This is a genomic window from Actinokineospora pegani (assembly GCF_009745975.1).
GTDB classification, from domain to species: Bacteria; Actinomycetota; Actinomycetes; order Mycobacteriales; family Pseudonocardiaceae; genus Actinokineospora; species Actinokineospora pegani.
Genome location: NZ_WHOL01000039.1, coordinates 1 through 25,123, shown reverse-complemented (window position 1 = coordinate 25,123; position 25,123 = coordinate 1). Strand labels below are relative to the sequence as shown.

General features: G+C 74.0%; 22 protein-coding genes. 12 read left to right on the top strand and 10 right to left on the bottom strand.

All coding sequences use genetic code 11. The features are described from left to right. Positions 1-28 precede the first annotated feature (28 nt). Positions 29-2,791 carry an AfsR/SARP family transcriptional regulator gene (locus tag GCL84_RS02190; protein WP_235925937.1) on the top strand — a complete coding sequence of 921 codons (2,763 nt, stop codon included), beginning with the start codon at positions 29-31 and terminating at the stop codon, positions 2,789-2,791. A 405-nt stretch (positions 2,792-3,196) separates the two neighbouring features. Here the strand turns inward: GCL84_RS02190 and GCL84_RS02185 are convergent, their stop codons facing one another. The 6 genes from GCL84_RS02185 to GCL84_RS02160 are packed head-to-tail and all read right to left on the bottom strand — an operon-like array spanning position 3,197 to position 10,531. Next, positions 3,197-4,435, bottom strand: a complete 1,239-nt coding sequence (locus GCL84_RS02185) for a glycosyltransferase family 4 protein (RefSeq protein ID WP_156753624.1) — start codon at positions 4,433-4,435, stop codon at positions 3,197-3,199. A gap of 1 nt (position 4,436) precedes the next feature. After that, on the bottom strand, positions 4,437-5,729 hold the full coding sequence (locus GCL84_RS02180; protein WP_156753623.1) for a hypothetical protein: 1,293 nt from the start codon (positions 5,727-5,729) through the stop codon (positions 4,437-4,439). Then, positions 5,726-6,511 carry a hypothetical protein gene (locus tag GCL84_RS02175; RefSeq protein ID WP_156753622.1) on the bottom strand — a complete coding sequence of 262 codons (786 nt, stop codon included), beginning with the start codon at positions 6,509-6,511 and terminating at the stop codon, positions 5,726-5,728. The genes GCL84_RS02180 and GCL84_RS02175 overlap by 4 nt, the downstream gene beginning before the upstream one ends. Beyond that, positions 6,508-8,487 carry a hypothetical protein gene (locus GCL84_RS02170; RefSeq protein WP_156753621.1) on the bottom strand — a complete coding sequence of 660 codons (1,980 nt, stop codon included), beginning with the start codon at positions 8,485-8,487 and terminating at the stop codon, positions 6,508-6,510. Before GCL84_RS02170 ends, GCL84_RS02175 begins: the two co-directional genes overlap by 4 nt. After that, positions 8,484-9,674 carry a glycosyltransferase gene (locus GCL84_RS02165; protein WP_156753620.1) on the bottom strand — a complete coding sequence of 397 codons (1,191 nt, stop codon included), beginning with the start codon at positions 9,672-9,674 and terminating at the stop codon, positions 8,484-8,486. The genes GCL84_RS02170 and GCL84_RS02165 overlap by 4 nt, the downstream gene beginning before the upstream one ends. Before the next feature lie 2 nt (positions 9,675-9,676). Beyond that, positions 9,677-10,531, bottom strand: coding sequence for a glycosyltransferase family 2 protein (locus tag GCL84_RS02160; protein WP_197522964.1), 855 nt, complete (start codon positions 10,529-10,531; stop codon positions 9,677-9,679). 481 nt (positions 10,532-11,012) lie between these two features. Here GCL84_RS02160 and GCL84_RS02155 point away from each other — a divergent pair, with 481 nt between their 5' ends. Together GCL84_RS02155 and GCL84_RS02150 are read left to right on the top strand one after the other, a co-directional pair. Next, positions 11,013-11,915, top strand: a complete 903-nt coding sequence (locus GCL84_RS02155; RefSeq protein WP_197522963.1) for a GDSL-type esterase/lipase family protein — start codon at positions 11,013-11,015, stop codon at positions 11,913-11,915. Positions 11,916-11,922: 7 nt separating this feature from the next. Then, complete coding sequence (locus tag GCL84_RS02150; RefSeq protein ID WP_156753618.1) at positions 11,923-14,301, top strand: glycosyltransferase family 4 protein; 2,379 nt, start codon at positions 11,923-11,925, stop codon at positions 14,299-14,301. A gap of 60 nt (positions 14,302-14,361) precedes the next feature. Here GCL84_RS02150 and GCL84_RS02145 read toward each other — a convergent pair whose 3' ends face one another. Next, positions 14,362-14,796 carry a hypothetical protein gene (locus tag GCL84_RS02145; RefSeq protein ID WP_156753617.1) on the bottom strand — a complete coding sequence of 145 codons (435 nt, stop codon included), beginning with the start codon at positions 14,794-14,796 and terminating at the stop codon, positions 14,362-14,364. 320 nt (positions 14,797-15,116) lie between these two features. Between GCL84_RS02145 and GCL84_RS02140 the strand changes: the two genes are divergently transcribed. Beyond that, positions 15,117-15,416 carry an FAD-dependent monooxygenase family protein gene (locus tag GCL84_RS02140; RefSeq protein ID WP_156753616.1) on the top strand — a complete coding sequence of 100 codons (300 nt, stop codon included), beginning with the start codon at positions 15,117-15,119 and terminating at the stop codon, positions 15,414-15,416. A 78-nt stretch (positions 15,417-15,494) separates the two neighbouring features. Here GCL84_RS02140 and GCL84_RS02135 read toward each other — a convergent pair whose 3' ends face one another. The 3 genes from GCL84_RS02135 to cmtR all read right to left on the bottom strand — a co-directional run bounded on the left by GCL84_RS02135 (position 15,495) and on the right by cmtR (position 17,194). Next, on the bottom strand, positions 15,495-16,046 hold the full coding sequence (locus tag GCL84_RS02135) for a TetR/AcrR family transcriptional regulator (protein ID WP_235925936.1): 552 nt from the start codon (positions 16,044-16,046) through the stop codon (positions 15,495-15,497). 69 nt (positions 16,047-16,115) lie between these two features. Beyond that, positions 16,116-16,799 carry a cation transporter gene (locus tag GCL84_RS02130; RefSeq protein ID WP_407924351.1) on the bottom strand — a complete coding sequence of 228 codons (684 nt, stop codon included), beginning with the start codon at positions 16,797-16,799 and terminating at the stop codon, positions 16,116-16,118. 29 nt (positions 16,800-16,828) lie between these two features. Beyond that, on the bottom strand, positions 16,829-17,194 hold the full coding sequence (cmtR, locus tag GCL84_RS02125) for a Cd(II)/Pb(II)-sensing metalloregulatory transcriptional regulator CmtR (RefSeq protein ID WP_156753613.1): 366 nt from the start codon (positions 17,192-17,194) through the stop codon (positions 16,829-16,831). A gap of 133 nt (positions 17,195-17,327) precedes the next feature. On the opposite strand from cmtR, the gene GCL84_RS02120 reads away from it, so the two are divergent. The 8 genes from GCL84_RS02120 (at position 17,328) to GCL84_RS02085 (ending at position 25,088) form a co-directional block, all read left to right on the top strand. Further along, the gene (locus tag GCL84_RS02120; RefSeq protein ID WP_156753612.1) at positions 17,328-18,248 is read left to right on the top strand and encodes an oxygenase MpaB family protein; all 921 of its coding nucleotides are present in this window, start codon (positions 17,328-17,330) and stop codon (positions 18,246-18,248) included. 103 nt (positions 18,249-18,351) lie between these two features. Beyond that, positions 18,352-19,125 (top strand): ABC transporter ATP-binding protein, encoded by a 774-nt coding sequence (locus tag GCL84_RS02115; RefSeq protein WP_156753611.1) that lies wholly within the window; start codon positions 18,352-18,354, stop codon positions 19,123-19,125. A 2-nt stretch (positions 19,126-19,127) separates the two neighbouring features. Then, positions 19,128-19,820 carry an ABC transporter ATP-binding protein gene (locus GCL84_RS02110; protein WP_156753610.1) on the top strand — a complete coding sequence of 231 codons (693 nt, stop codon included), beginning with the start codon at positions 19,128-19,130 and terminating at the stop codon, positions 19,818-19,820. A 13-nt stretch (positions 19,821-19,833) separates the two neighbouring features. Next, positions 19,834-20,688 carry a branched-chain amino acid ABC transporter permease gene (locus GCL84_RS02105; RefSeq protein ID WP_156753609.1) on the top strand — a complete coding sequence of 285 codons (855 nt, stop codon included), beginning with the start codon at positions 19,834-19,836 and terminating at the stop codon, positions 20,686-20,688. Position 20,689: 1 nt separating this feature from the next. Beyond that, on the top strand, positions 20,690-21,682 hold the full coding sequence (locus tag GCL84_RS02100) for a branched-chain amino acid ABC transporter permease (RefSeq protein WP_156753608.1): 993 nt from the start codon (positions 20,690-20,692) through the stop codon (positions 21,680-21,682). Beyond that, positions 21,679-22,974, top strand: coding sequence for an ABC transporter substrate-binding protein (locus GCL84_RS02095; protein ID WP_156753607.1), 1,296 nt, complete (start codon positions 21,679-21,681; stop codon positions 22,972-22,974). The genes GCL84_RS02100 and GCL84_RS02095 overlap by 4 nt, the downstream gene beginning before the upstream one ends. Before the next feature lie 199 nt (positions 22,975-23,173). Next, on the top strand, positions 23,174-24,256 hold the full coding sequence (locus GCL84_RS02090) for a DUF4241 domain-containing protein (RefSeq protein WP_156753606.1): 1,083 nt from the start codon (positions 23,174-23,176) through the stop codon (positions 24,254-24,256). Positions 24,257-24,578: 322 nt separating this feature from the next. Continuing rightward, on the top strand, positions 24,579-25,088 hold the full coding sequence (locus GCL84_RS02085; protein ID WP_156753605.1) for a hypothetical protein: 510 nt from the start codon (positions 24,579-24,581) through the stop codon (positions 25,086-25,088). Positions 25,089-25,123: the final 35 nt, after the last annotated feature.

The window sequence follows — 25,123 nt, the reverse complement described above, 5'->3', positions numbered from 1 at the left end:
ACCAGTCCACGTTGGTATCCCTACGGTGGTGATCGACCGTCTGGGGGCCGGGGTGGGCGTCGAGGTCGACCTGCTCGGGGAGATCGCGGCCCGGGTGCGCGGTGCGGCGGTCGACGTCGGGGCGGCCAAGCAGCGGTGCGTGCTGGCCGCGCTGGCGGTGGACCTGGGCCGGGTGGTGCCCGACGAGCAACTGATCGGCCGGGTGTGGGGCGTGCGCCCGCCCGCGCGGGTGGCGAACACGCTGGCCAGCTACGTGTCGCGGCTGCGCAAGGTGTTCAAGGGCACCGGGACCGACATCGTCCGGCGCTCCGGCGGGTTCGTGCTGCTGGGCGAGGACCTGGCCGTGGACCTGCGCCGCTTCGGCGACCTGTGCGACCAGGCGCGCGGGGCGGGCGGCGAGCGGGCCGTGGAGCTGCTCTCGGCGGCGCTGGCGCTGTGCGCGGGCGAGGCGCTGACCGGGGTGGACGGCGAGTGGGCCGCCGAGGAGCGGGCCCGGCTGGGGCGGCTGCGGTTCGCCGCCGAGTGCGACCTGGCCGACGCCCGGCTGCGGGTGGGCTCAGGCCTGCCGGAGCTGCTGACGGCGTTGTCCACCCGGGTCTTGGAGCACCCCGTCGACGAGCGGGTGGCCGGGCAGTACATGCTCGCCCTGCACCGCGCCGGGCGCCCCACCGACGCGCTGGCGCACTTCGAGCGGCTGCGCGCCCGCCTGGCCGAGGAGCTGGGCTGCGACCCCGGCCCGGCGCTGCGCAAGCTGCACGAGCACATCCTCACCGACGACCCGGCGCTGTCCCCGCACCAGGGGGTGGCCAGGCAGCTACCCGCCCGGCCCGCCCCGTTCTCCGGCCGCGACGCCGACCTCGCCGAGCTCGACGCGGCGCTCGGCGGGGGCGGGACGGCGGTCATCGCGGGCACCGGCGGCATCGGCAAGACCTGGCTGGCGCTGCACTGGGCGCACCGGGAGCTGTGCCGGTTCCCCGACGGGCAGCTCTTCGTCGACCTGCGCGGGTTCAGCCCGGACGAGGCGCCGATGAGCCCGGACGTGGCCATGCGCGGGTTCCTCGAGGCGCTGGGCACCCCCGCCGACCGGGTGCCGACCGACCCGCACGCGCGCGCGGCGCTGTTCCGCAGCCAGCTCGCGGGCAGGCGGATGCTGCTGGTGCTGGACAACGCCGTCGACAGCGCCCAGGTGGTGCCGCTGCTGCCGGGCAGCGACACGTGCGCGGTGCTGGTGACGAGCCGGGCGCCGCTGCTGGGGCTGGTCACCGGCCACGCCGCGCACCCGGTCGCGGTGGCGGCGCTGCCCGAGACCGAGGCGCGGTCGCTGCTGGTCGACCGGCTGGGCGCGCGGCGGGTGGCCGACGACGACGGGGCGGCCGCCGACGAGATCGTGGAGCTGTGCGGGGGCCTGCCGCTGGCGCTGAGCATCATCGCCGGGCGGGCCAGGATCAGGCCGCGGACCCCGCTGGCGGACCTGGCCGCCGAGCTGCGCGACACCGGCCTCGGCGCGCTCGACGACGAGGACCCGACCGCGAGCCTGCCCAAGGTGCTGTCCTGGTCGTACCGGCTGCTGACCCCGGCGCAGGCCTCGGCGTTCGAACTGCTCGGCGCCGCGCCGGGGGTCGACATCGGCCTGCCCGCCGCCGCGAGCCTGCTCGGGGTGGCCCCGGCGGACGCCACGACGCTGCTGCGCGGCCTGGAGCAGGCGTCGCTGCTGAGCCAGGACGCGCCCGGCCGGTACCGGATGCACGACCTGCTGCGCCAGTACGCGCGCACCGCGGGCAGCCACGACGCCCGGCCCGCGCTGCGCCGGGTGGCTGAGTTCTACCTGCACAGCGCCTGGGCGTGCGAGCGGATGCTGGCCGCGCACCGCAGGCCCGTGGTGCTGCCCGCGCGGGCCGCGCTGGTGCGCCCGACCCAGCCCGCCGACGAGGCGCACGCGATGCGCTGGTTCGCCGCCGAGCACGCCAACGTGCTCGCCGTCCAGCAGTGGGCCGCGCGCACCGGCATGCCCGCGGTGGTCTGGCCGCTGGCCTGGGCCCTGGACACCCACCACTTCCGCCTCGGCCGCACGCACGACGCGCTGGCCTGCTGGACCCTCGGCGTCGAGGCGGCCGACCAGGTCGCCGCCACCGCCGACCGCGCGCTGGCGCACCGCTGCCTGGGCCAGGCCCACGGCAGGCTGGGCGACCTGGACGGTGCGCTGCGCCACCTGGGCACCAGCCTCACCCTGGCCCAGCGGGCCCACGACGACCGCGTCGAGGCCGACACCCGCCGCATCATCGCCTGGACGCTCGGCGAACAGGGCCGCCTGGCCGAGGCCCTGGAGCACCTGGAGCGGCTGCGCGAGTCCTACCGCGCCCTGGGCGAACCGGTGCTGGAAGCCGACATGCTCAACGCGACGGGCGTGTTCCACTCACGACTGGGCCAGTACGCCCAGGCCCGCGAGCGGTGCACCGCCGCCCTGCGCCTGTTCCGCCTGCACGACCACGGCACCGGCATCGCCGACGCCCACGCCTCCCTCGGCCTCATCGCCCACCACACCGGCGACTTCCCGCGGGCCCTGCACCACCACCGCCTGGCGATCGCGGGCTTCGAGGCCCTGGAGATCCCGTACCAGGCCGCGGACGTGCACGAGGCGGTGGGCGACACGCGGGCGGCGCTCGGCGACGCGGCGGGGGCGGCGCGGGCGTGGCAGCGGGCCCTGGGGATGTACGAGGCCCAGGGCCGCGACCAGGGCGCCGCCGACCTCCGGCGCCGCATGGCAGACGCTCGGGCCACCACCGGCCCGTGAGCCCAGACGCGCGGCGGAAACGACCACCTCGTCGCCGCGCCAGCGTGGGCACACCACGCGTACGAGACCCACGCGGCCGGCGCGAGCCCAGGGGGACCAGCCGGGCGTCGAGACGCACGCGGCTCGAAACCGCGGCCGGCACGCCACCGGCCCACCGCATGGCCTACACCCGAGCTCGGGCCGCCAGCAAGCGGTAGGCGCCGATTCTCGACGCACCCCCCGCGGCGTCGGAGAGGTCGGCCACCTCGCCGCCGCAGGCGCTCAGCAGGAGCAGCCGGGGACCGCGCCCGCGACCGGTTTTCGATGAGCCGCGGTCAAGGCGTTCACGGGTGTGCGCGAGCAGCGACCCGGAGCCGTGGCTGCCTGGTGGCGCGCCGAGTCCCCGCGATGGCGAGCAGGCGGCCGTCACCGCGCGGCGGACGCCCGGGGGCGGGCCAGCACCGAGTCGTAGGCGTCGACGACCTCCGGCACGACCGCGCTGGCGAAGTACCGGCGGGCGGCCACCCGCCCCGCCGCGCCCAGCCGCTGCCGCGTGGCGGGATCGGCCAGCAGCGAGTCCAGGGCGGCGGCGAGCGCGTCCGCGTCGCCCGGGGGCACCAGCGACCCGGTCACCCCGTCCTCGACCAGGGTCGGCAGGCCGCCGATCGACGAGGCCACGACCGGGGCGCCCACGGCCATCGCCTCGGTGACCACCAGGCCCTGGGGCTCCGGCCAGCGCGACGGGACGGCGACCGCCGCGGCGGCGGCGAACGCGGCCATGATGGACGGGTGGGGCACCGGGTCGTGCACGGACACCGGTCGCTCGGGGGTCCCGGTGAGGGCGGGGGTGTCGGCGCGGCGGGGACCGATGGCGACCAGGGGGACGGCGGTGGTCATCCGCTGGTGGGCGGTGGCCAGGAGGCCGAGGCCCTTGTGCTCGCCCAGGGCGCCGACGAAGAGGATGAAGGCGTCGTCCGGCAGGAAGTCCGGGCGGGGGCCGGTGGAGACGATGGAGTCGGCCACGAAGGAGGGGACGCAGCGGATCCGGGTGGGGGCGACGCCGGGGAGGGTCGCGCGGGCCACGGCCTCGTTGACGGGCAGGAACAGGTCGACCTTGTCGAAGCGGGTGGCGGCCAGGCCCAGGACCAGGGCGGTGGCCTTGGCGCGGCCGTAGAAGCCGGAGGCGCAGGACAGGCACTTGCGCGGCGACGGGCCCGAGCAGGTCGTGTCCAGGGTCTCGTCGTGGACCAGGGTCTTCTTGGCGCAGACGAGGCCGTAGTCGTGGATGGACACGACGAGCCTGCTGCCCGGCGGGAGGCGCAGGGCCAGGCAGGAGTGCAGCATCCAACTGTGGGCGTGCACGATGTCGGGCCGGGTGCGGTCGACCAGCTCTTGCAGCCTGCGGATGAGGACCGGGTCGGGGGCGGTGGGGTGGAACTGGTGCTGCGGGTCGGCGGAGAAGCGGCGCAGGTGCCGGGTCAGGCCCGCGAGCCGGTGGACGGTCACGTCCCCGTCGACCGACGTCGGGGGCGCGTCCGGGCGGTCCAGGGTCGCGACGGAGACGGTGTGGCCGAGGGCGGACAGCTCGTGCGAGAGGAGCTGGACGACCCGTTCCAGGCCGCCGGTGGCGGGCGCGTAGTTGTCGGTGACCTGCAGGACGCGCACGTCAGGCCGCCGTGATCCGGCGCCAGCACACCACTGTCCACAGTGCTCCGATGGTCTGCGCGCCCAGCCAGGACCAGCCGACGGCGACGATGCCGAGCGAGGGCAGCAGCAGCCACGACCCGATCAGCGCCGCGAGGAGCATCGCCGAGTTGAGCCACAGCGCGGCGCGCATCCGCTCGGTCGCGCGGAGCACGGCGACGGCGATGTTGGTCAGCGCGTCCGGGATCGCCGAGAGCGTCAGCAGGACCAGCAGCAGCCGCCCCTGGCCGGGGTAGTCCTGGCCGAACAGCGACAGCAGCAGCCCGCCGCCGAGCAGGTAGACCACGACCGGGACGACCAGCAGCGCGCCGATGATCTTGAGGCTGCGGGTGGCGGCCGCGGCCGCGGCCCGCGGCGAGCCCGCGGCCTCGGCGAACAGCGAGGTGGACACGGCCGGGCTGACCATGAAGAACACCGAGCCGAGCATCCAGGTGGCGTAGAAGTAGGCGTTGGCCTCGGCCGACACCCTGGCCACGACGAGGATCGGCAGCAGGTAGGCGCCCATCATCGCCGCGACGGTGATCAGGTGCTGGCCCAGCAGCGAGGTCCGCATCTGCCGCAGCGCGTCGCCGAAGCCCGCGGTGGACGGGCGCAGGTGGCGGCCGTGGGTGCTGCGCCGGAAGCCGACCAGCGCCAGCAGCAGCGACAGCCCGGCGCCCGCGGCCCACGCGGTGAGGATCTGGTCGCCGGTGCCGGGCAGCAGCCACGGCACGACCACCAGCGGCAGCCGCAGACCGGTGAACAGGGCGTTGCGGCCCAGCATCATCACACCGTGGCGCTCGGCCACGGCGGCGTAGTCGTAGACGGTGCCCACGGCGAAGAACACCGTGCCGAGGCAGAACAGCACCGCGCCGACCGGTGTCGTGAGCGCGGGGAGCGTGCCCAGCAGGTGCCCGAGCAGGACCACCACGAACAGCCCGCCGACAACGCCGCCGACCACCGCGACGGCCACGCCGACGGTCAGCCTGGTGCGCCACTGCGCCGTGGAGGCGCTGCGCGGCAACCACTCCACCATGGCGGCGGCCGCGCCCACGGCGGCGAACAGCGCCGCGGCCTGCAGCGCCGAGGTGGCCGCCGCGCCCGCGCCGCTGACCTCGGGGCTGGAGGTGCGGGCCACCACCAGCCAGAAGGCGTAGCCCAGCACGGAGGTGACGACGGTGGTCGCCATGATCGCGATGGAGTTGCGCAGCATCGTGTCGCCCGCCAGCCGCTCGCGCAGCGACCGCGGGGCCGTGGCCGCCGGGCTCGTGGTCACTGGTTCACGACCAATCGCACGACGATCTCGGACCAGTCCGCGGCGCCGACCTTGACGTGCACGTCGTAGATCCCGGCGCCGTCGGGGGCGGTGAAGGCCACCGTGCCGCGGCGCTGGTCGACCGCGCCCTGGACCCCGGTGGCGGTGACGGCGCCGGTCTCGGCGTCCACCTCGGGCAACCGCCTGCCGCCGATGACGACCTCGACCGGCGGCTCGGCCGCGGGCAGCGCCGAGCCGTAGCCCAACAGCGTCCAGCCCAGGGAGACCCGCTCGCCGCCGCCCACCGAGGGGGGCGTCTCGTCCACCGACAACTGGGTGTACCGCTCGACCTGCGCGGGCCGCATGGCCGCCGCGCCCGCGACGGCCGCGCACAGCACGACCACGGCCAGGACGGGGCCGAGCGCCCGGCGCGGCGCGGTCGGCCACGCGGGCGGACCGGCGACGACGTGCGCCACGACGACGAGGGCGAACGCCGAGGCGCCGGTGGCCCAGGCGATCCCCGGCGTGTCGATGGCGATGCCGAGCACGGACAGCGCGAGCACGACCGCCAGCATCAGCACCAGCACGACGACACCGGGCAGCGAGTACCCCACGTCGGCGTCGTCGTCGGTGAGCCCCGCGCGGCCCCGCACGATCCGGGACGCGCTGAGCCCCGCGGCCAGCGCGAGCACGGCGAAGGCTAGGACGCGCACCGGGGCGGGCGCCTGGAAGAGCACGAGCGCGGTGGCGATCAGCACACCCGCGAGCAGCGCGGGCGTGACCCCGCGCAGGAAAGTCCTCATGGTCCGTCCTCGACCAGGTTGGCGCCGAGCAGGAACAGGTCGAGTTTGTAGACCCGCAGGTGTTCGGTGGTGATGATGCGGCTCGCCCACGGGACGCGGTCGAGCCGGTCGAGGTTCTCCCGCGGGGTGGCCTGGCCGATGAGCGGGTCGGTGGGGCCGTAGTTGTCGCCGATGAACGACGCCTCCTCGGCCATGCGGGTGTCGACGACGAGGTAGTCGAACCCGGACCCGCGCAGGTCGGCCGCCAGCCTGGGGTTGGGGTCCGCGCCGGTCTGCACCAGCTCCCACGCGGGGAAGCCCTCGGACGGCGCGGCGACCCGCAGGCCGCTGTAGCCCACCAGCTGCAGGGCCGTGTACCGGTCGGCGACGACGCGCACCCGGCCCGCGCGGGCGGCGAGCTGCTCGCCGACGGTGCGCGCCTCGGCGCTGGCGGAGTTGGTGTCGGTGCCCCAGCGGAACGGGCCGGGGAACCGGTAGGGGTCGTTGAGCCCGCCGCCGACGTTGCCCACGAGCACGACGACGAACGCCAGCGTGAGCACCGGGCCGCGCGACCACCAGCGGACGGGCCGCCGGGCCCGCCAGCGCGGGATGACGAACGCGGCGATGAGCGCGATGCCCAGGTAGGTGAACGCCCACGACCGGCGCGCGCCCTCCGCGCCAGAGGGCGCGAGCAGGAACAGCACGGCGGGGAAGTACATGAGGCCATAGGCCATGAGCACGAGCGTGTCGGCGCGCCATTGCTTGAGGACCTTGCGCAGCATGAGGATCGCGGCCAGGCAGATGATCCCGACGACCACCGGGGCCAGGGCGGTCAGCCCGCGCTCCCACAGCGGCTGCGGCGAGGGCGCCAGCACGACGCGGCTGGTGTCCTGCTCGGTGTTGATGTCGGAGAGCTGCTCCACGGACCCGCCGAAGTACGGCGACAGGTAGGTCAGCGTCGGGGTGGCGACGAACGTCGTCCACAGCGCGCCCATGCCGACCGTGCCGCCGAACAGGATCCACCAGACCGCGACGCCCTCGGGCACCCGACCCTCGCGGCGGCGCGTGCGCCAGCCGCGCACCGACACCACGGCCACGACGACCACCAGCAGCAGCACCATGAACAGCGTCGTCAGGTGGTGGGTCGCCAGGCAGGCCGCCGTGCACAGCAGGGCGGTGACCAGCGCCGCGACCCGCCGCCTGCCGGTGCTCCTGGCGGCGATGCTGGTCAGCGCCAGCGCCCAGACGAACAGCGCGATGGCGATGCCCTCGTAGGCGTACTGGGTGTCGAAGTACATCTCCGACGGGTTGAGGGCGTAGACCAGCGCCGCCAGCGCGCCCGCCGTCGGCGAGCGCAGGTGGACCTGGGCCAGCACGACGATGCCGAACAGGACCAGCATGTGCGAGGTGAACAGGACCAACTGGCCCGCGGAGAAGACCGACAGCCCGGTCAGCTCGTGCACGGCGGCGGTGATGCCGGAGGTGCCCGGGTAGTACTGGACGATCGGGATGATCGAGTTGGGCCGGAACAACTGCCCGGAGCCGAGCACGTCGAGCGCCTGGCGCCAGTGCGCGTACTCGTCGTGGTAGGCGGGGCCGTCCGGGTTGCGCAGGAACTTCGGGACGTAGGTGAGCACGCCCAGCAGCGCCACGCCCCACGCCCCGCCGGCCCGGTCGCCGGTGGCGACGCGGGCGGTCACGGGGATGGCGGCCAGCAGCATCCCGGCCCAGAACACCCCGTAGCGGATGTTGGCGTTCCCGCCCTCCTCGGCCAGCCGGTAGGACAGGCCGACGACGAGGATGCCGAGGGCGGAGGTGGCCACGATGAACGGCCAGGACGTCCACCACCGCACGCGGGCGGGCGGCGGCTCCGGGACGTCCGGTGTGGACTCGCGGATCGGCTCGATGACCTGGGTCTCGGCCGCGCCGAGGTCGATGCGCTCGGTCGGCGCCTCGTCGGTGACGCGGGCGATCCGCTGTGTGGGGGCGTCGGTCATGCGGCGGCCGGGAGGTCCGCGGGCCTGCCGACGCGGACGGCGAGCGCGCCCAGGGCGGCGGTGGTCGCCGACCAGGAGTGCGGGTCGGCGAACCGCTCGCCGCGCCGGGGGGCCAACTCCAGCAGCGCCGCGCGCAGGGCGTCGACGTCGTCGGGGGGCAGCAGCCGGGCGCCCGCGTAGTCGGCGACGGCCTCGACCAGGCCGCCCACGGCGTAGAGCAGCACGTGCACGCCCCGGCTCATGGCGATCTGCAGCGGCCCGCTCGCCGAGCCCCGGCGGTAGGGCAGCACGAGCGCGTCGGCGGCGGCGAAGAACGCGCCCGCCTCGGCGTCGCTGACGTAGCGGTTGACGAACTCGACCCGGTCGGCGTGCGGGCTGGCCGCGATCAGCTCGGCGGGCTTGGTCCAGCCCTCCCAGGTCTCGCCGACCACGGTCAGCCGGAACCGGGACGCCTGCTCCGGGGTGAGCGCGTTGAACGCCGAGACCAGGTCCTCGACGCCCTTGTAGGGGCGGATCAGCCCGAAGAACAGCAGCCGCGTCACCTCCGGCTCTCCCGCCGCGACCGCGGCGGGCTCGGGCAGGTGGTCGTAGGGGCCGTGCGGGGCGACCTCGACGGCGAGGTGGTCGAAGGCGGGGCCGTGCGCCGAGCGCAGCAGGTCCAGGTCGTGCTGGTTGTGCACGAGCGCGCCGGAGGCCATCGCCAGCAGCCTGGGCAGCACCCGGCGGCAGTAGCCCGCCACCAGCGGCACCGCCGCCTCCCCGGTGTCCTGCGCCTCGTGGAACTCGATGACCACCGGCACCCCGGCCCGCCGCGCGGCGCGGGCCAGCGCCAGGTAGGTGTGCAGGGTCGCCGCGGTCCACCACTGGAGCACGAGCACGTCGGGGCGCTCGCGCTTGAGCGCGCGCACGACCCGGCGCAGCCGGTCGCCCCAGTACCAGTCGACCTCGCCGACGAGTCGGACCCGGCTGTCGTAGCTCAGGCTGGTCAGGTCATCGCCCGCGCGCGCGCCGCCGGGGTAGAGCCGGGCGGGGATCAGCTTGCCCAGCAGCACCGCCGAGACGTCGTGGTCCTCGGCCAGCGCGTTGGCCAGCCTGCACGTGTACACCGACAGCCCGCTGAGGAACTCGAACCCGGGGCCGACCAGCCACACGCGCTTGCGCCCCGGCGCGCTGGGATCACCGGCCATGCTCAAATCGCCACCGGGGTCTCGTCACCGCCGACGGCCTGCACCGGGCGGGGCAGGACGCGGTGGGTCGCGGCCACGGCGAGCTGCTCGTCCCCGACCGCCGGGACGACCGCGGGCAGCGGGACGTGCGGGACGCGCGTGGCGGTGGCGTGCGAGAGCTCCTGCGGGTGGCGCTCGGCGCGCACCCTGGTCAGGATGGACAGGCAGCGCAGCCCGTCGCGCCAGCCGATCTTCTTGCCGTCGGCGAAGGTGCGGCCGACGTAGCTGACCGGCACCTCGAACGGGCGCACGCCGCCGCGGATGAGCCGGGCGGTCAGCTCGGTGTCGAGGCCGAAGCCGTTCTCGCGCAGGGACAGGGCGCGGAAGTCGGCGACCGGCAGCAGCTTGAGGCAGGTGTGCATGTCGGTGAGGCAGGAGTCGTAGAGCACGTTCGCGGCCAGGGTCAGCGCGCGGCCGCCGACGGCGAAGCGGAACGACTGGTACCGGGTGTTGAGCCCGAAGACGCGGGCGCCGAAGACGTGGTCGGCGCGGCCGTCGACGACCGGGCGCAGCATCGCGGGGATGTCGTGCGGGGTGTACTCGAGGTCGGCGTCGAGGATGATCATGTGCGTGCCCCTGGCCTCGGCGACTCCGGTGCGCACGGCGGCGCCCTTGCCGAGGTTGCGCGGGTGGGCCACGACGCGGGGTCCCCGCGCCGCCAGCTCGTCGAGGATGTCGAGCGTGCCGTCCGTGCTGCCGTCGTCGACCACGATCAGCTCGACCGGGCACGGGTAGTCGACGGAAAGCACACGCTCGATGGCGGATCTGATGGTCGCGCTCTCGTTGTACACCGGCATCACGATGGAGAGGTGCACCATCTGTTCTCCCACTTCATCACAGCATCGCTTGCGCGCTACGAACAACATTTCGGATTAGAGCTGACGGGCGTTACCCGTGGCCATTGCAAAGTGCGCTGTTTCACTCGTTCGAGTGACACCAGCACTATGTCACCCTACGGTGACCGTTCCCAGAACTTTCGGGACGTATACATACTCTGTGTGCAATCTAGACGTATCTGAGCAGTTTTGAGCGGGGGTGACTCACGTCGCAGAGTGATTTCTAGCTGGAGCTTTTACGTACTGCAATGTAGCCGGTAGCGGTCTATTCGGCTTGACAAGAATGTCCACTCCGGACTGTAAACAGGTTCACAGTGGTTGGCGGCACTACTCCGCCGGAAGTTCGTAGTACGCTGCGACCAGCGAACTCAATGCAAATGTGAATCGATGTCCGATATGTGCGCCGACTGATCTGTCGCCCCGGGGGCGTCCGCCGCACCGGAGGTCGGAAGGGATGTGCCGGTTGACGATCCGCCATGTCGTGGCGGCTTTCGCCGCCCTCGCCGCGGTGGCGGGCTGCTCGACCACGGGCAGTCCGGCCGAGTCAGGTGAGCGGTACTACGTCTCCATCGGTGACTCGTACGCCGCGGGCTACCAGCCCACCTCGGCGACCTCGGGCACCACCTCCACCGAGGGGTTCGCCTACCAGGTCGCGGAGAAGACCCGCGTGCACGGCGTGCCCATGCGACTGGCCAACTTCGGCTGCTCCGGGGTGACCTCGGGGCAGGTGCTCGACGAGCCGGGCTGCGACCCGGCCGCCCTGGGCCCGGACCCGGCCGACTACGGCGGGCTCCCCCAGGCGCGGGCGGCGACGCGGTTCGTCGCCGAGCACCGGGGCCGGGTGGGGCTGATCACCGTCGTGGTCGGCGGCAACGACATCCGCCCGTGCCTGCCCATCGGCGCCCCGCTGCGCGACGACGCCCTGGACTGCGTCGACGACGCGGTCTCGCGATTGCGCGGCAACCTGGCCGAGCTGCTGACCGAGCTGCGCGCGGCCGCGGGCCCGGACGTGCCGATCATCGGGCTGACCTACCCGGACATGCTCCTCGGCGCGTGGCTGCGCGACGGCCAGCGGGGCAAGGACATCGCCGCGGCGTCGGTCGGCGTCTTCCGCGACCGGCTCAACACCGCGCTGCGCGAGGAGTACTCCGAGGTCGGCGCGGAGTTCGTCGACATCACCGCCGCCACCGGCGCGTACACCCCCCTGGACGCGACGACGACCGACCCGGCCCACGGGGTCGTCCCGCAGGCGGTCGCCAAGGCGTGCGAGTTCACCCACTTCTGCTCGGTCGGCGACGTGCACCCCACCGTGCACGGCCACACGCTGATCGCCGAGCGGGTCGTGCGCGCCGCGCACATCGCGTGAGGCGCCCATGAGCGGGACGGGCCTGCGGGTCACCCTGGTCACCCCCGGGTACCCGCCCGTGCGCGGCGGGGTCGAGGCGCACGTGGGCAGCCTGGCCCGCGAACTGGCCGCGCGCGGGGTCGACGTCCGCGTGCGCACCGCGCGCCGGGGGCTGCGCCGCCCGGTCGAGGAGGTGCGCGAGGGCGTCCCGGTGCGCGTGCACCCGGCCTGGTCGACCACGGCGCTGTCGGTCTCCCCCGGGTTGCTGCTCGACGGCCTGCGCGTGCGCGGGTCAGACGTCGTGCACGTGCACAGCTACCACGCCGCCTGCGGGTTCGCGGCGCTGCGCGGGTTCTCCGGGCCTGTCGTGTTCACCCCGCACTACCACGGCGGCGGGCACACCGCGGGCGCCTCGGCGCTGCACGTGGCCTACCGGTTCGTCGGCCGGGCGATCTTCCGCGCCGCGCGTTCGGTGATCTGCGTGTCCGCGGCCGAGAGCGCGGCCCTCGTGTCCGACTTCCCGCACGCGCGCGAGAAGGTGACCATCCTGCCGAACGGGGTCGACGTCGCCGCGATCCGCGCGGCGGAGCCGTTCCCCGGCGAGCCGCGCACCGTGCTGAGCCTGGGCAGGCTCGAGCCGTACAAGCGGGTCGACGCGCTGGTGCGCGCCGTGCCGCTGCTGCCCGCCGACGTCCAGGTCGTCGTGGTGGGCACCGGGTCGGCGGCGGCGTCGCTGCGGGCGCTGGCCGCCGACCTGGGTGTCGGCGACCGGGTCCGGTTCGCGGGCGGGGTCGACGACGAGGCCGTGCGCCGGTGGCTGCGCACCGCGTCGGCGCTGGTGTCGCTGTCGGAGCACGAGGCCTTCGGCATGGCCCCGGCCGAGGCCGCCGCCGCGGGCGCGCACGCCGTGCTCAGCGACATCCCCGCCCACCGCGAACTCGCCGCGCGCCACCTCGACCGCGGCACCCGCCTGGTCACCGGGCACGACCCGGCCGCCGTCGCCGCGGCGGTGGGCGCCGCGCTGGCCGAGCCGGGCCCCGCCCGCGCCGACGTGCCGGACTGGGGCCGCATCGCCGAGGACACCATCGCCGTCTACCGCGCCGCCCTCGGGGGAACAGGCGCCGCGCACCGCACCCCAGGAGGCACCGCCATGACCACGACCCCCCGTCCCGTCCACGCGCCCGGCGCGGGATCGGCCCACCGCCCGCGCCGGGTCGCCCCGCTCGACCGGCCGTGGCTCGGGCAGCACTCGGTGATGCTGGCCGCGCCGGTGGCCGCGGACCTCGACGCGGTGCGCGCGGCGTTCGCCGACTTCCTCGACCGGCACCCGGACTCGCCGATCGCCTGCAGGCTGGACCCGGTCCACGGCCGGTGGCTGCCGGTGCCGAGGTCGCAGCGGGCCGCGCACGCGGCCAGGGTGGTCGTCGAGGCCCCCGACCCGGACCTCGACGACCTGGCCGGGCACGTGCGCGCCCACTTCGACCAGGCCCCCGACCTGCCGGTGTGGGTGGCGGTGAGCCCGACCTCGGTGCTGTCCGGCATCAACCACGCCCTGGGCGACGCGTCCACCTTCACCCGGCTCGCGATGGCGCTCAGCAGCGCCGACGCCGCCGAACTGGAGGCGCTGGCCACTCGGGCGGGCATCGGGTCGACGCTGCGCGCCCTGCGCGCGGGCCTGCCCGCCCACCACCGCGAGTGGGCCGACTACCTGCGCAACCGCACCGGCCCGCCGACCGTGCGCGAGGTCGCCGACCACCAGCCCGCCCGCCCGGCGTTCACCGGCACCGTCATCGGCAGGCCCGCGCTGGCCCAGATCACCAAGTGGCGCAACGCCAACGCCAAGGGCGTGTCCATCACCAGCGTGCTGACCACGCTGACCCACCGCGCCCTCACCGCCCACGGCGTGCCCCTGCACTCCGGCGGCACCTGGGCCCTCATCGACATCCGCGGCCTGCTCGGCGACGGGGGACCCCGGTGGGGCAACCTGTCCAAGAGCCTGTTCCTCACCGCCGACCTGACCGACCCGGCCGCCGTCGAGGCCGCGATGAAGCGGGCCCGCACGACCGGCCGCGCCCTGCCCGCCACCGTCGTCGGCGCCGTCACCGGCGCGGTGCGCACCCCGCGCCCGCCCAGCCCGCACTCCGCCCCGACCGACGAGATCGTGCTGACCTTCAACTCGATGCCCACGCTGCCCGGCCTCGCCGAGCTCAACTGGCTCGACACCGGCCCCAAGCGCTTCTTCGGCTTCAGCCCGTCGACCGGCCCGGAGGGCATCACCGTCTTCGCCGTCCGCACCCGCGACCACATGGAGCTGACCGCCAGCTTCGACGAGGTCGCCGTGTCGGCGCAGACGGTGGAGAAGGCACTGGCCGCCCTCGCCGAGCCGACGGGGCTGCTCGCGGGCTAGCGGTCCACGAGGCGCCGGTACTCGAGGTACCGCCGTCTTGCTCTGCCCGGGTGGCGCGGGTCACACTTGGCGGCCGCGAGGTGTCAGGCTGGGGAGATGCGAGCGGTCGTGATCGGCGGGGGTCTGGCCGCCCGCGTGCTCGCCGACCACTACGCCGAGGTCCTTGTCCTCGACCGCGATGAGGTGGGCCCGCAGACCCGGCACCGGCGCGGGACCCCGCAATCGCACCACGCGCACGCACTGCTGGCGCGGGGGTCGCAGCTCCTGGCCTCGCTGTTCCCCGGCCTCGGCGCCGAGCTGGTCGCACGCGGCGACTTCGGCGAGGTGGCGCGGTGCCGGACCCCGACCGCGGCGGCGGGTCGTCGAGCGCGCGGAGCTGCGTCCCACCACCGTGGACGGCCTGGTCCGCGCCGGTGGCACGGTCGTCGGGGTGACCGGGGACGGCGAGGAGATGGACGCGGACCTGGTCGTGGCGGCGAGCGGTCGCACCAGCAAGCTGCCCACCTGGTTGCGCGACGCCAACTTCCCCCGCCCCGACCGGATCTCCGTGGTCGGCGGCTGCGTCCACACCTCACGCGTGTTCCGGCCGTTGGTCAGTCCGAAGTGGACAACACTGGCCGAGTTCCCCCGCGCGCCGGGCAGTCCGCGCGGCGGCGTCATGCTGGTCACCGAGACCGGTGACGAGCTGGTGACTCTGATGGGATGCGACGGCCACCGCGCCCCGACCGACGACGAGGGCTTCCTCGACTACGCGCGCACCCTGCTCAGCCCCGACTTCGCCGACCTGGTCGCCGCCGCGCGGCCCGGCCCACCGCATGGCCCGCCTGGACAGCCACTGGACCCTCTACCACCGCATGCCGCGCTGGCCGCAACGCCTGCTCGCCCTCGGCGACGCCGTGTGCACCCTCAACCCCGTCTACGGCCAGGGGATGACCGTCGCCGCCACCCAGGCCGACCTCCCGCGCGGCCTGGAGGCCCGCTTCCAGCGCGGGATCGCCCGCGCCCTCGCCCTGCCGTGGGCGATGGCCGCCACCGCCGACGCGTTCTGGGACCCCCGGCCCACTCCCCTGCCCGCCCGGCTCGCGCAGTGGTACTCGACCGCCTCGACGCCCTGATCCCCTTCGACGACAACGCCTTCCGCCGCTTCTTCCACACCGCGCACCTCACCCGGGGCCCCGCGGCCCTCCTGCGCGTCAGCCCCGCACAGCGGCGGTGACCAGCCCGACGCAGTGCTCCACCAACCGCTCCCGCGACACCACCAGCGTCCCGTCCAGGTACGCGATGAACACGGCGGTCAACGCGCCCACGACCCCCAGCGCCACCATCTGCCGCTCCACCTCGTCATCGGTGGGCAGCCGCGCACGCACCAGCGCCACGAAAGCAGGCACCAACTCCTGCCCACGCCCACTGAGCGCCTGCTCGGTCAGCGGGGCCACCAACAGCACGCGCCCGGCGGCGGGCTCCCCCACCACCACGTCCACGAACGCCTCCACAGCCCCCCGCGGCGACCCGGCGGCGGCCGACAACGCGGCGTGCGCCCGCGCCCCCACCTCGTCGTAGACGGCGCGCACGAACTCGTCGCGGTCGGCGAACCCCTCGTAGAAGTACCGCTCGGTCAGCCCCGCGAGCCTGCACACCGCCCGCACCGAGACACCGGGCCGCGCCGGGTCGCCGAGCAGCGCGATCCCGGCCGCCACCAGCGCCACCCGCCGCGAGGCCCGCCGGTCGGCCAACGTCGTCCCCATCGGCCCATTGTCACCCATCCGCACCGCTGCCGCCGCGACGCCGCGGAGCGGGGGGTGCAGCGGCGCGGTTCAGCAGCAGAGCTCGCCCCGCCACGCCTGGTGGCCCTCCCTGACCGCGACCGCGGCGATGACCAAGGCAGCGACCGGGTCGGCCCAGGACCAGCCGAACAGGGAGTTGAGCCCCAAGCCGACCAGCAGGACACCGGACAGATAGGTGCACAGCAGGGTCTGCCTGGAGTCCGCGACCGCACTGGCCGAACCCAGTTCCCGCCCGGCGCGGCGCTGCGCGGCCGACAGGACCGGCATGACCAGCAGCGACACCGCCGCCAGCACGATGCCCACCGCGGAGTGCCCGGCCTCGGCCGCGTCCAGCAGCGACCGCACCGACTCGACAGCGACGTAGGCCGCCAGCGCGAAGAACGACACCGCGATGACCTTCAGCGCCGTCCGCTCGCGCGCCTTGGGGTCGGGGCCGGCGAACTGCCAGGCCACCGCCGTGGCGGAGGCGACCTCGATGACGGAGTCCAGGCCGAAGCCGACCAGCGCCGCGGACGAGGCGATCCTCCCGGCGGTGATCGCGATGACCGCCTCGACCACGTTGTAGGCGATCGTCGCGGCGACCAGCAACCGCACCCAGCGGGTGAGCACCGCGTGCCGCTGTGGAGAAGGCGGGGGCTCGTCGGTGCCCGCCGTCGCGCGGCACCCGTCCGAGCAGCCGTCCCCGGCGGGCCCCGGAGCGGTCGCGGACGTCAGCGGCAGGTCGATCCGGCCGTGGTCGGTGCTCACCTGAGCACCTGGGCCGAGGTCGGGGTGGTCGCGGGCTGCCCGTCGCGGTCGTTGAGGCACGGTTCGGCGGTCTCCACGGCGAGCACGACCTCGACCAGCTCGCCCAGCGCCCGCGCCAGGTGGGCGTCGGCCAGGGCGTAGCGGACCTGGCGACCCTCGTGGGCGGCGACCAGCAGGCCGCAGCCACGCAGGCAGGACAGGTGATTGGACACGTTCGACCTGGTCAGGCCCAGGTGCTCGGCGAGTTGGGCGGGGTAGGTGATCCCATCCAGCACAGCCACGAGGATGCGGCAGCGGGTGGGGTCGGCCAACGCCTTTCCCAGCCGGGCCAGCGCGTCCCCGCGCACCTCACACTTCAGCATGGGCGAAACCATACAGCGAACACTGTATTACAGCCAAGGCTGAACTATCCGGCCGTCAGGCAGGAATTGACAACAACCGTTGTCAATTCCTACTGTGACAACATCCGTTGTCAGCGCAGGTGAGGGGCGGACCATGGACCGGATCGGACCGGGATCGGTGACCTGGAAGTACTTCGGCGACTGGCGGGGCATGCTGCAGGGCCTGTGGGCGGGGTCCATGCAGAACATGCACCCGAAGCTCGGGGCCGCCGTCGAGGAGCACTCCGAGTTCTTCGAGGAGCGGTGGGCGCGGCTGTTCCGGTCCCTCTACCCGATCGGCGGGGTGGTCTTCGACGGCGCGCTGGCCGAGCGGACCGGGCGCGAGGTGCGCGACTACCACCGCGACATCAGGGGCGTCGACAGCCAGGGCAGGCGCTACCACGCGCTCGACCCCGACGTCTTCTACTGGGCGCACGCGACCTTCTTCGTCGGCACCATCCTCACCGCGCAGAACTTCTGCGGCGGGATCAGCGAGGCCGAGAAGCGGCGGCTGTTCGACGAGCACCGGGACTGGTACGCCCGCTACGGCGTCAGCATGCGCCCCGTCCCGGAGACCTGGGAGGACTTCCAGGAGTACTGGGACCGCACGTGCCGGGAAGTCCTGGAAGACAACAAGGCCACCCGCGAAGTCCTGGACCTGACCACGCTGCCGCGACCGCCGCGGGCGCGGTGGCTGCCGGACTGGGCGTGGCGGCCGCTGCGGGCCGGGATCGCCAAGGGGTTCGTCTGGCTGACGGTCGGGATGTACGACCAGTCGGTGCGGGACCTGCTCGGCTACACCTGGTCGGCCCGCGACGAGCGGGTCCACCGGGTCGTCGGGTCAACCATCGCCACCGCGTTCCGCCTGGTGCCGCAACGGATGCGCAAGCACCCCAGGGCGCGCGACGGCCTTGATCGCGCATCTGGACGCATCCCGGAGTCCACCCCGCTCATCCACACACCGACCCGCTTCCTGCCGCGCGACCACGACGACCCGAGGCACTACTGCCCCGTACACGCCACCAGGAGGGGGTAGGCCGAAAGGCCCCTTGACGTTCGCACGGGCTGACCGGAAGATCTGCAACAGATCGGCGAAATGTTGCAGACCGACAGGACGACGAAGTCCGGTGGGAGCCGCTATGCGCGCCAGTTCGGCACGACTGCTCGGCGTCGAGGGGGTCACGGTCCGCTTCGGCGGCGTGACGGCCTTGGACGGCGTCTCGTTGGACGTGGCGGCCGGGACCGTGCACGGGGTCATCGGGCCCAACGGCGCGGGCAAGACGACGCTGTTCAACGTCGTGTGCGGGTTCGTGCCCGCCGCCGAGGGCGCGGTCATGTTGCGGGACAAGCGGTTGCGCAGGACCCGCCCGCACGACCTGGCCGGGCTCGGCATCGCCCGGACGGTCCAGGGACTGGGGCTGTTCGGTGGTTTGACCGTGCTGGAGAACGTGCTCGTCGGCGCGCGCGGGCACCAGCGGTCGTCGGCCTTGGGCGCGCTGCTGGGGCTGCCCGGCTCGGCGCGGGACGAGCGGCGGCTCGCCGAGCGGGCCGAGGCCGTGCTGGCGGAGCTGGACATCGCGCGGTGGCGCGGCGCGCTGCCCGGGGTGCTGCCGCACGGGGTGCGCAAGCGGGTGGCGCTGGCGCGGGCGCTGGTGGCCGAGCCGGAGCTGCTGATGCTCGACGAGCCCGCCGCCGGGTTGTCCGAAGTGGAGATCGAGGACCTGGTCGCGCTGCTGCGCGGGCTCACCGACCGGACCTCGGTGCTGCTGGTGGAGCACCACATGGACATGGTGATGCGGGTCTGCGACCACATCACCGTGCTGGACTTCGGCCGGGTGATCGCAGACGGCCCGCCCGCGGTCGTGCGCGCCGACCCCGCGGTCCTCACCGCCTACCTCGGAACGGCGGGCTGAGCATGCTCACGGTCACGGGTCTGGTCACCGCCTACGGGCCGGTCCCCGCGGTCGACGGCGTCGACCTCGATGCGGCCGGGGGCGTGGTCACCGCCGTGCTCGGCGCCAACGGGGCGGGCAAGACCACGCTGCTGCGCACCATCAGCGGCCTGGTCGCGCCCGAGGCGGGGCGGGTGGTGTTCGACGGCGAGGACATCACCGGCTGGCCGCCGGACCGGGTCGTGCGCCGCGGCCTGGCGCACGTGCCCGAGCACGGCGGGGTGATCGCCGAGCTGACCGTCGCGGAAAACCTGCGGCTGGGCGGGCTGTGGCGGCCCAAGGCCGACCAGCGCCGCTCGCACGGCGAGGTCCTCGACCTGTTCCCGCCGCTGGCCGGCAGGCTGCCCAGGCAGGCCAGCACGCTGTCCGGCGGGGAGCGGCAGATGCTGGCGATCGGCAGGGCGCTGATGAGCGAGCCCAAGGCGCTCGCGCTCGACGAGCCCTCCCTCGGCCTGGCCCCCACGGTCACCGCCGCCATCCTCACCACCCTGCGCGAGCTGCGGCTGACCGCGCTGCTGGTGGAGCAGAACGCGCGCGGCGCGCTCGCTGTCGCCGCCCACGGCTACGTGCTCGCCCAGGGCAGGGTCGTCGCCTCGGCGGACGCGGACACCCTGCTCGCAGACGATCAACTCCGGCACGCGTATCTCGGTTTCTAGGCAGGGAGAACCCATGCCCGACCTGCTCACCCTCGCCATGGGCGGCCTGACCAACGGGGCGGTCTACGCCGCCCTGGGACTGGCCCTGGTGATCATCTTCCGGGCGACCCGGGTGGTGAACTTCGCCCAGCCGGCGCTGGCCCTGGTGTGCGCGTACCTGGCGTTCACCGTCAACCGGGCCACCGGCGGCTACTGGCTCGGCCTGCTCGTGGCGCTGGTCGCGGGGGCGGTGCTGGGCGCGCTGACCGAGCGGCTGCTGATCCGGCCGCTGCGCTCGCGCGGCAACGAGCTGGCGCCGGTGATCGTCACGCTCGGGTTGCTCCTGGTGCTGCAGGCGGTCTGCGGGATGATCTGGTCGGCCGAGCCGCGCTCGTTCCCCTACGCCTTCGACTTCCGGGGCGCCTTCTCCCCCGCCTCGGTGTTCGTCGTGGTGACCGTGGTCGTGGTCGCGGGGGCGGTGCTGCTGCTGTTCGGCGCGACCCCGCTGGGGCTGCGGCTGCGGGCGGCGGCGCTGCGGCCGGACGTGGCCGGGCTGCTCGGGGTGCGGGTCGGGCTGATGCTGACCATCGGCTGGGTGCTGGCGGCGGTGGTCGGCGCGCTGGCCGGGGTGCTGGCCGCGCCGCCGTTCCTGTCGCCGACCGTGCTGGACACCGTGTTCGTCTACGCGCTGACCGCGGCGGTCATCGGCGGCCTGGACAACCCGGTCGGCACGATCCTCGGCGGGTTCGTGCTCGGGGTGGCGCTGTCGTTCGTGTCCGGGCTGCTCGGGCCGGAGCTGGTGACGCTGGCCGCGCTGGCGGTGCTGGTCCTGGTGCTGTCGCTGCGCCCGCACGGGCTGTTCGGCAGCAGCGTCGCGAGGAGGGTCTGACATGCCCGCCCTGGTGCGCCACCTGCTGTGGGCGCTGCTCGCCCTCGTCCTCGTCGTCGCGCTGAGCCTGGTGATCGACCCGTTCACCAACGTGCGGCTGGCCAGCGTCGGCTACTACCTGCTGGCCGTGGCCGGGCTGACCGTGCTGACCGGCCTCACCGGCCAGGTGTCGCTGGGGCACGGGGCGTTCCTGTTCCTCGGCGCCTACACCGTCGGCCTGCTGGTGATCCACGCCCCCGCGCTGCCGATCTGGGTCGACCTGCTCGCCGCCGCGGCGGTCAGCGGGATCGCGGGCGCGCTGACCGGGGCCGCCGCCGCCCGGCTGCACGGCCCCTACCTGGCCGGGGCGACGCTGGCGCTGGCCGTCGGGCTGCCCGCGGTGACCCAGCGCTTCCCCGAACTGCTCGGCGGCAGCAACGGCCTGGGCTTCACCGTGTCCAGCCTGCCGCCCGGCCTGGTCGGCGTGGTGCCGACGACGCGGTGGCAGGCGTGGGTGGTGTGGGCGACGGCGCTGCTGGCGCTGGTCGTGCTGGCCAACCTGACCACTGGCCCGCTGGGCAGGCAGATGCGCGCGGTCCGCGACGACGAGGTGTCCGCGGCGCTGGCCGGGGTCAGGGTCGGGCGGACGAAGGTGCTGGCGTTCCTGATCAGCGCCGTGTGCGGCGGGCTCGCGGGCGGGTTGCAGGCGTTCCTGCTGGGCACCGCGGCGCCGGGGTCGTTCACCCCCGCGCTGTCGCTGGCGCTGCTGGCGGCGGTGGTGCTGGGCGGGACCGGGAGCCTGTGGGGCGCGCTGTGGGGCGCGGTGGCGCTGGTCTACCTGCAGGCCGGGGCGGAGGAGTTCGCGCACGGGTTCGACCTGCCGACCGACGTCGCCAACTTCCTGCCGCAGGCGGTCTACGGCGTGGTGCTGATCGTGGTCGTCCTCGTGCTGCCCAACGGCGTGCACGGGGTGCTCCGGAAGTTCTCCCGGCGACGGAAGGAAAGCACGGTATGAGGATCTTGGCGCTAGGCGTGGTGGCGGTGCTGCTCGCGGGCTGTGGCGGGGCCGGGGAGAGCGGGGACTCGGCGGCGGGGGTGCGGAACGAGACCGCGGGCGTGACCGACACGTCCGTGCTGATCGGCACCCACCAACCGCTGACCGGGCCCGCCGCCCCCGGGTACGCGACGATCAGCAAGGGCGCGCAGGCGGTGTACTCCTACGTCAACGACGGGGGCGGCATCCACGGGCGCAAGATCGACTACCGGGTGGAGGACGACGGTTACAACCCCACGCGCACCGTCGAGGTGGTGAAGAAGCTCGTCCTGCAGGACAAGGTCTTCGCCCTCGTCGGCGGCCTGGGCACCCCCACGCACAGCAAGGTGGTCGACTTCCTCACCGCCGAGGGCGTGCCCGACGTGCTGGTGTCCTCCGGCGCGCTGGCCTGGGACGACCCGCAGGGCAGCCCGATGACCTTCGGCTTCCAGGTCGACTACACCCGCGAGGCCAAGATCCTGGGCACCCACATCGCCGAGGCGATGCCCGGCCGCAAGGTCGGCGTGCTGCACCAGAACGACGACGTCGGCCGCGACGGCATGGCCGGGCTGGACCGGGTCATCAAGGACGCCATCGTCTCCCGACAGCCCTACGACCCGGCCAACGCCGACGTGCTGCCGCAGTTGACCGCGCTGCGCCAGTCCGGCGCGGAGGTCGTGGTGTGCGAGTGCGTGCCCGCCTTCACCGCGCTGGCGATCCTCACCGCCGCCCGGCTGGGCTACAAGCCGCAGTTCGTCGTCAGCAGCATCGGCGCCGACGTCACGACGCTGACCGGGCTGCTCGCCGACTTCGGCAAGCGCGCGGGGGCGGAGGTGTCGGTGCCCGCGCTGCTCTCGGGCATGGTCGGCGCCGGGTACCTGCCCGACGTGGACTCCGACGACCCGTGGACCACCCTGTTCAAGGAGATCCACGCCAAGTACATCCCGGACGTCGCGCTGACCGACACGGTGGTCTTCGGCATGGCGCAGGCCTACACGTTCGCGCAGGCGCTCAAGGAGGCCGGGCGCGACCTGACGCGCTCGAAGCTGTTGGCGGCGTTCGAGTCCGGGAAGCTCGAGGGCCCTGGGATGACCCCGTTCGCCTTCTCCGGCGAGTCGCACGCGGGGTACACCGGGGCCTATGTGTTCACAGTGGACTCCGAGGTGCGCACGAACGTCGTGCGGGAGCCGATGGTGACCGACCGGGGCGACGGGCCGGTGACCCCCGCGCCGTCCTCGCGCAAGACGCCCGCGGAAGTGGCGCTCGTGGGCTGACCTCGGGAATCCCCGAATTGTCGGTGCCTGGCGCTAGTGGCTCGGCTCAGAGCGTTCGCCGTGTATCGGCGTGTCTGGGCGGGGCGCCGAAACGATCGCGTACTGGATGTACTCGGTCGTTTCGGCAACTCGGTCAGGCGCGTCGCGGGCGGGTCGAGACGGGGTGAACGTTCTGGGCCGGGCCACTAACGTCCTCGGCATGACGAAGTCGTTGACCGCTGTGTACTGCGAGGGCCGCGATCCGGGGACCGGGGAGGTCGTCGGGCGGATGGCCGCCGCCAGTGCCCGCGCGCGCCATGAACGCGGGGAGCAGTACGCCGTGTGCCTGCTCGACGGGGAGCGGGTGGAGGCCGTGCTGGAGCTGGCGGCGGGCTTCGCGCGCTGCTGGCGGGTGGACGACGTGGGCCGCAGGCGGCGCGAGGTGGAGTGGCGGGAGCACAAGGGGCTGCTGTACTTCGTGCGCATGCGGGAGTGGACCTACCCGGACGCGGAGACCGCGGAGCTGGACGACGAGCGGGCCGGGCTCATCGAGGTGGAGCACAGGGGCGGCGGCCGCGTCAGGAACAGCAGTTCCCCCTCGGGCCGGTGGGGTGGGGCCCGCTCATGGGACCGGCAGGTCGACCTGGCCACGCTGACCCAGGCGCCGCTGCGGTTCGGCGACTGGTCGGCGCTGGTGGACGACGAGGTGGTCGACGGGGTGGACCCGGAGGTGGACGAGACCGCCCCCGCACCGTGGACGGTGCCGCTGCCGCTGGGGCCGAGCAACATCGATGAGGTGCTGCGGCCCGGGCTGCGGTGGGTGCTGCCCGACGACGGGCACGAGGTGGTCAGCGAGGTGGTCCCGGCGGGGGTGGTGCGGCTGCGCAGCGGCCGGGTGGTGGTCGACGACCCGGGCTGGCTCTCCGGCGCCAAGCCGTTCCTGGCCACCGTCGAGCCCGGCGAGTACCGGGTGGAGCTGGCGGTGGTCCGGTTCACCGCCAACCCCGACCTCGCCGGGGTCGCCGCCGCCCGCCTGGTCATCGCGCCCGACCCGGTCGCCACCTGGGAACCCGCCCTGCGCCCCGGCGACGACCGCGCCCCCTGTCCGGTGACCGGTTCCACGGCTTCGGCGTCGACTCCGGCAATGCCTGCTTCACCGACGCCGACGCCATCGGGTGCTTCGTCGCCGACTTCCTGCTGCTCCGTGGGGCCACCTTGGGGTAGCCGAGGACACGTCCCAGGGCGGGGCAGGCGCGTGGCCGCCTGGTCTGCGCGGGGTGTCGCCGGGTCGCCTTCGCGCTGACGACGAGGGCGGGGCAGGGGTGTCGGTGGTGGCCGGGCCGGTGGAAGCCTGCCAGGAGAGCGGCGAGGGCGGGAGAGGGGTGCCGTGGGCCGCGGTGACGAGGATGTCCTGCCCGGCCGAACTTGTCGGTGCCCGGACCTGGTTGTCGGTGATGGTGTCGAGTTGTCGGGCTGGGTGGCAGCCGTGCCCCTGCCGTCGCGCGTATGAACCAGTCGCGCATCCGAGTGAACTCACCGTCCAGCACTCAACAAAGACGACGCGCCAGGCGAGTGTCGGTGGCGGGGCCGGAGCCTCCGGACACCCATTGCCGGGAGAATCAGGAGTGGTCTTCATGGTGAGTCCGCAGAACAGAACGCCGGCGAAAGACCGAACGAGAAAGGTCGGCGTGGCCGTGGCCGCGGTCGCGTCGGTTGCCGGGATGGTTCTCGCGGCGGCGCCCGCCACCGCCACCACCACCGCCTACCCCACCAGCACCTTCTCGATCGAGGTCGGAGCGAGCTACTACAAAGGCACGGTCACCTGGTACAACCGGTCGGTCGGCGTCGACGGGGCGTTCAAGGCCGTCGGGGAACGGCGGATCTACGCGCAGGCGTGGTCAGGCAGGACCTGGCTGGACTGGAACAGTTCCAGCACCTGGACCGACAGGTCCGGGCCCGCATCCCTTCCCCTCGACGCAGACGTCGAAGGCGGGTCCACCCGGGTTAACGTCTGGATGACCAGCGCAGATCCCTACGACGGCCTCGAATACTTCACCTGCTACCGCTACGACAGCGTCTGCTCCGGGCCCTATGTGGGAAAGCCCCCGGTGACGCCCCTCGACCCGGTGGACTGAGCCCCGTCACCGCGTAGCGGCACCGAATCCGCCAA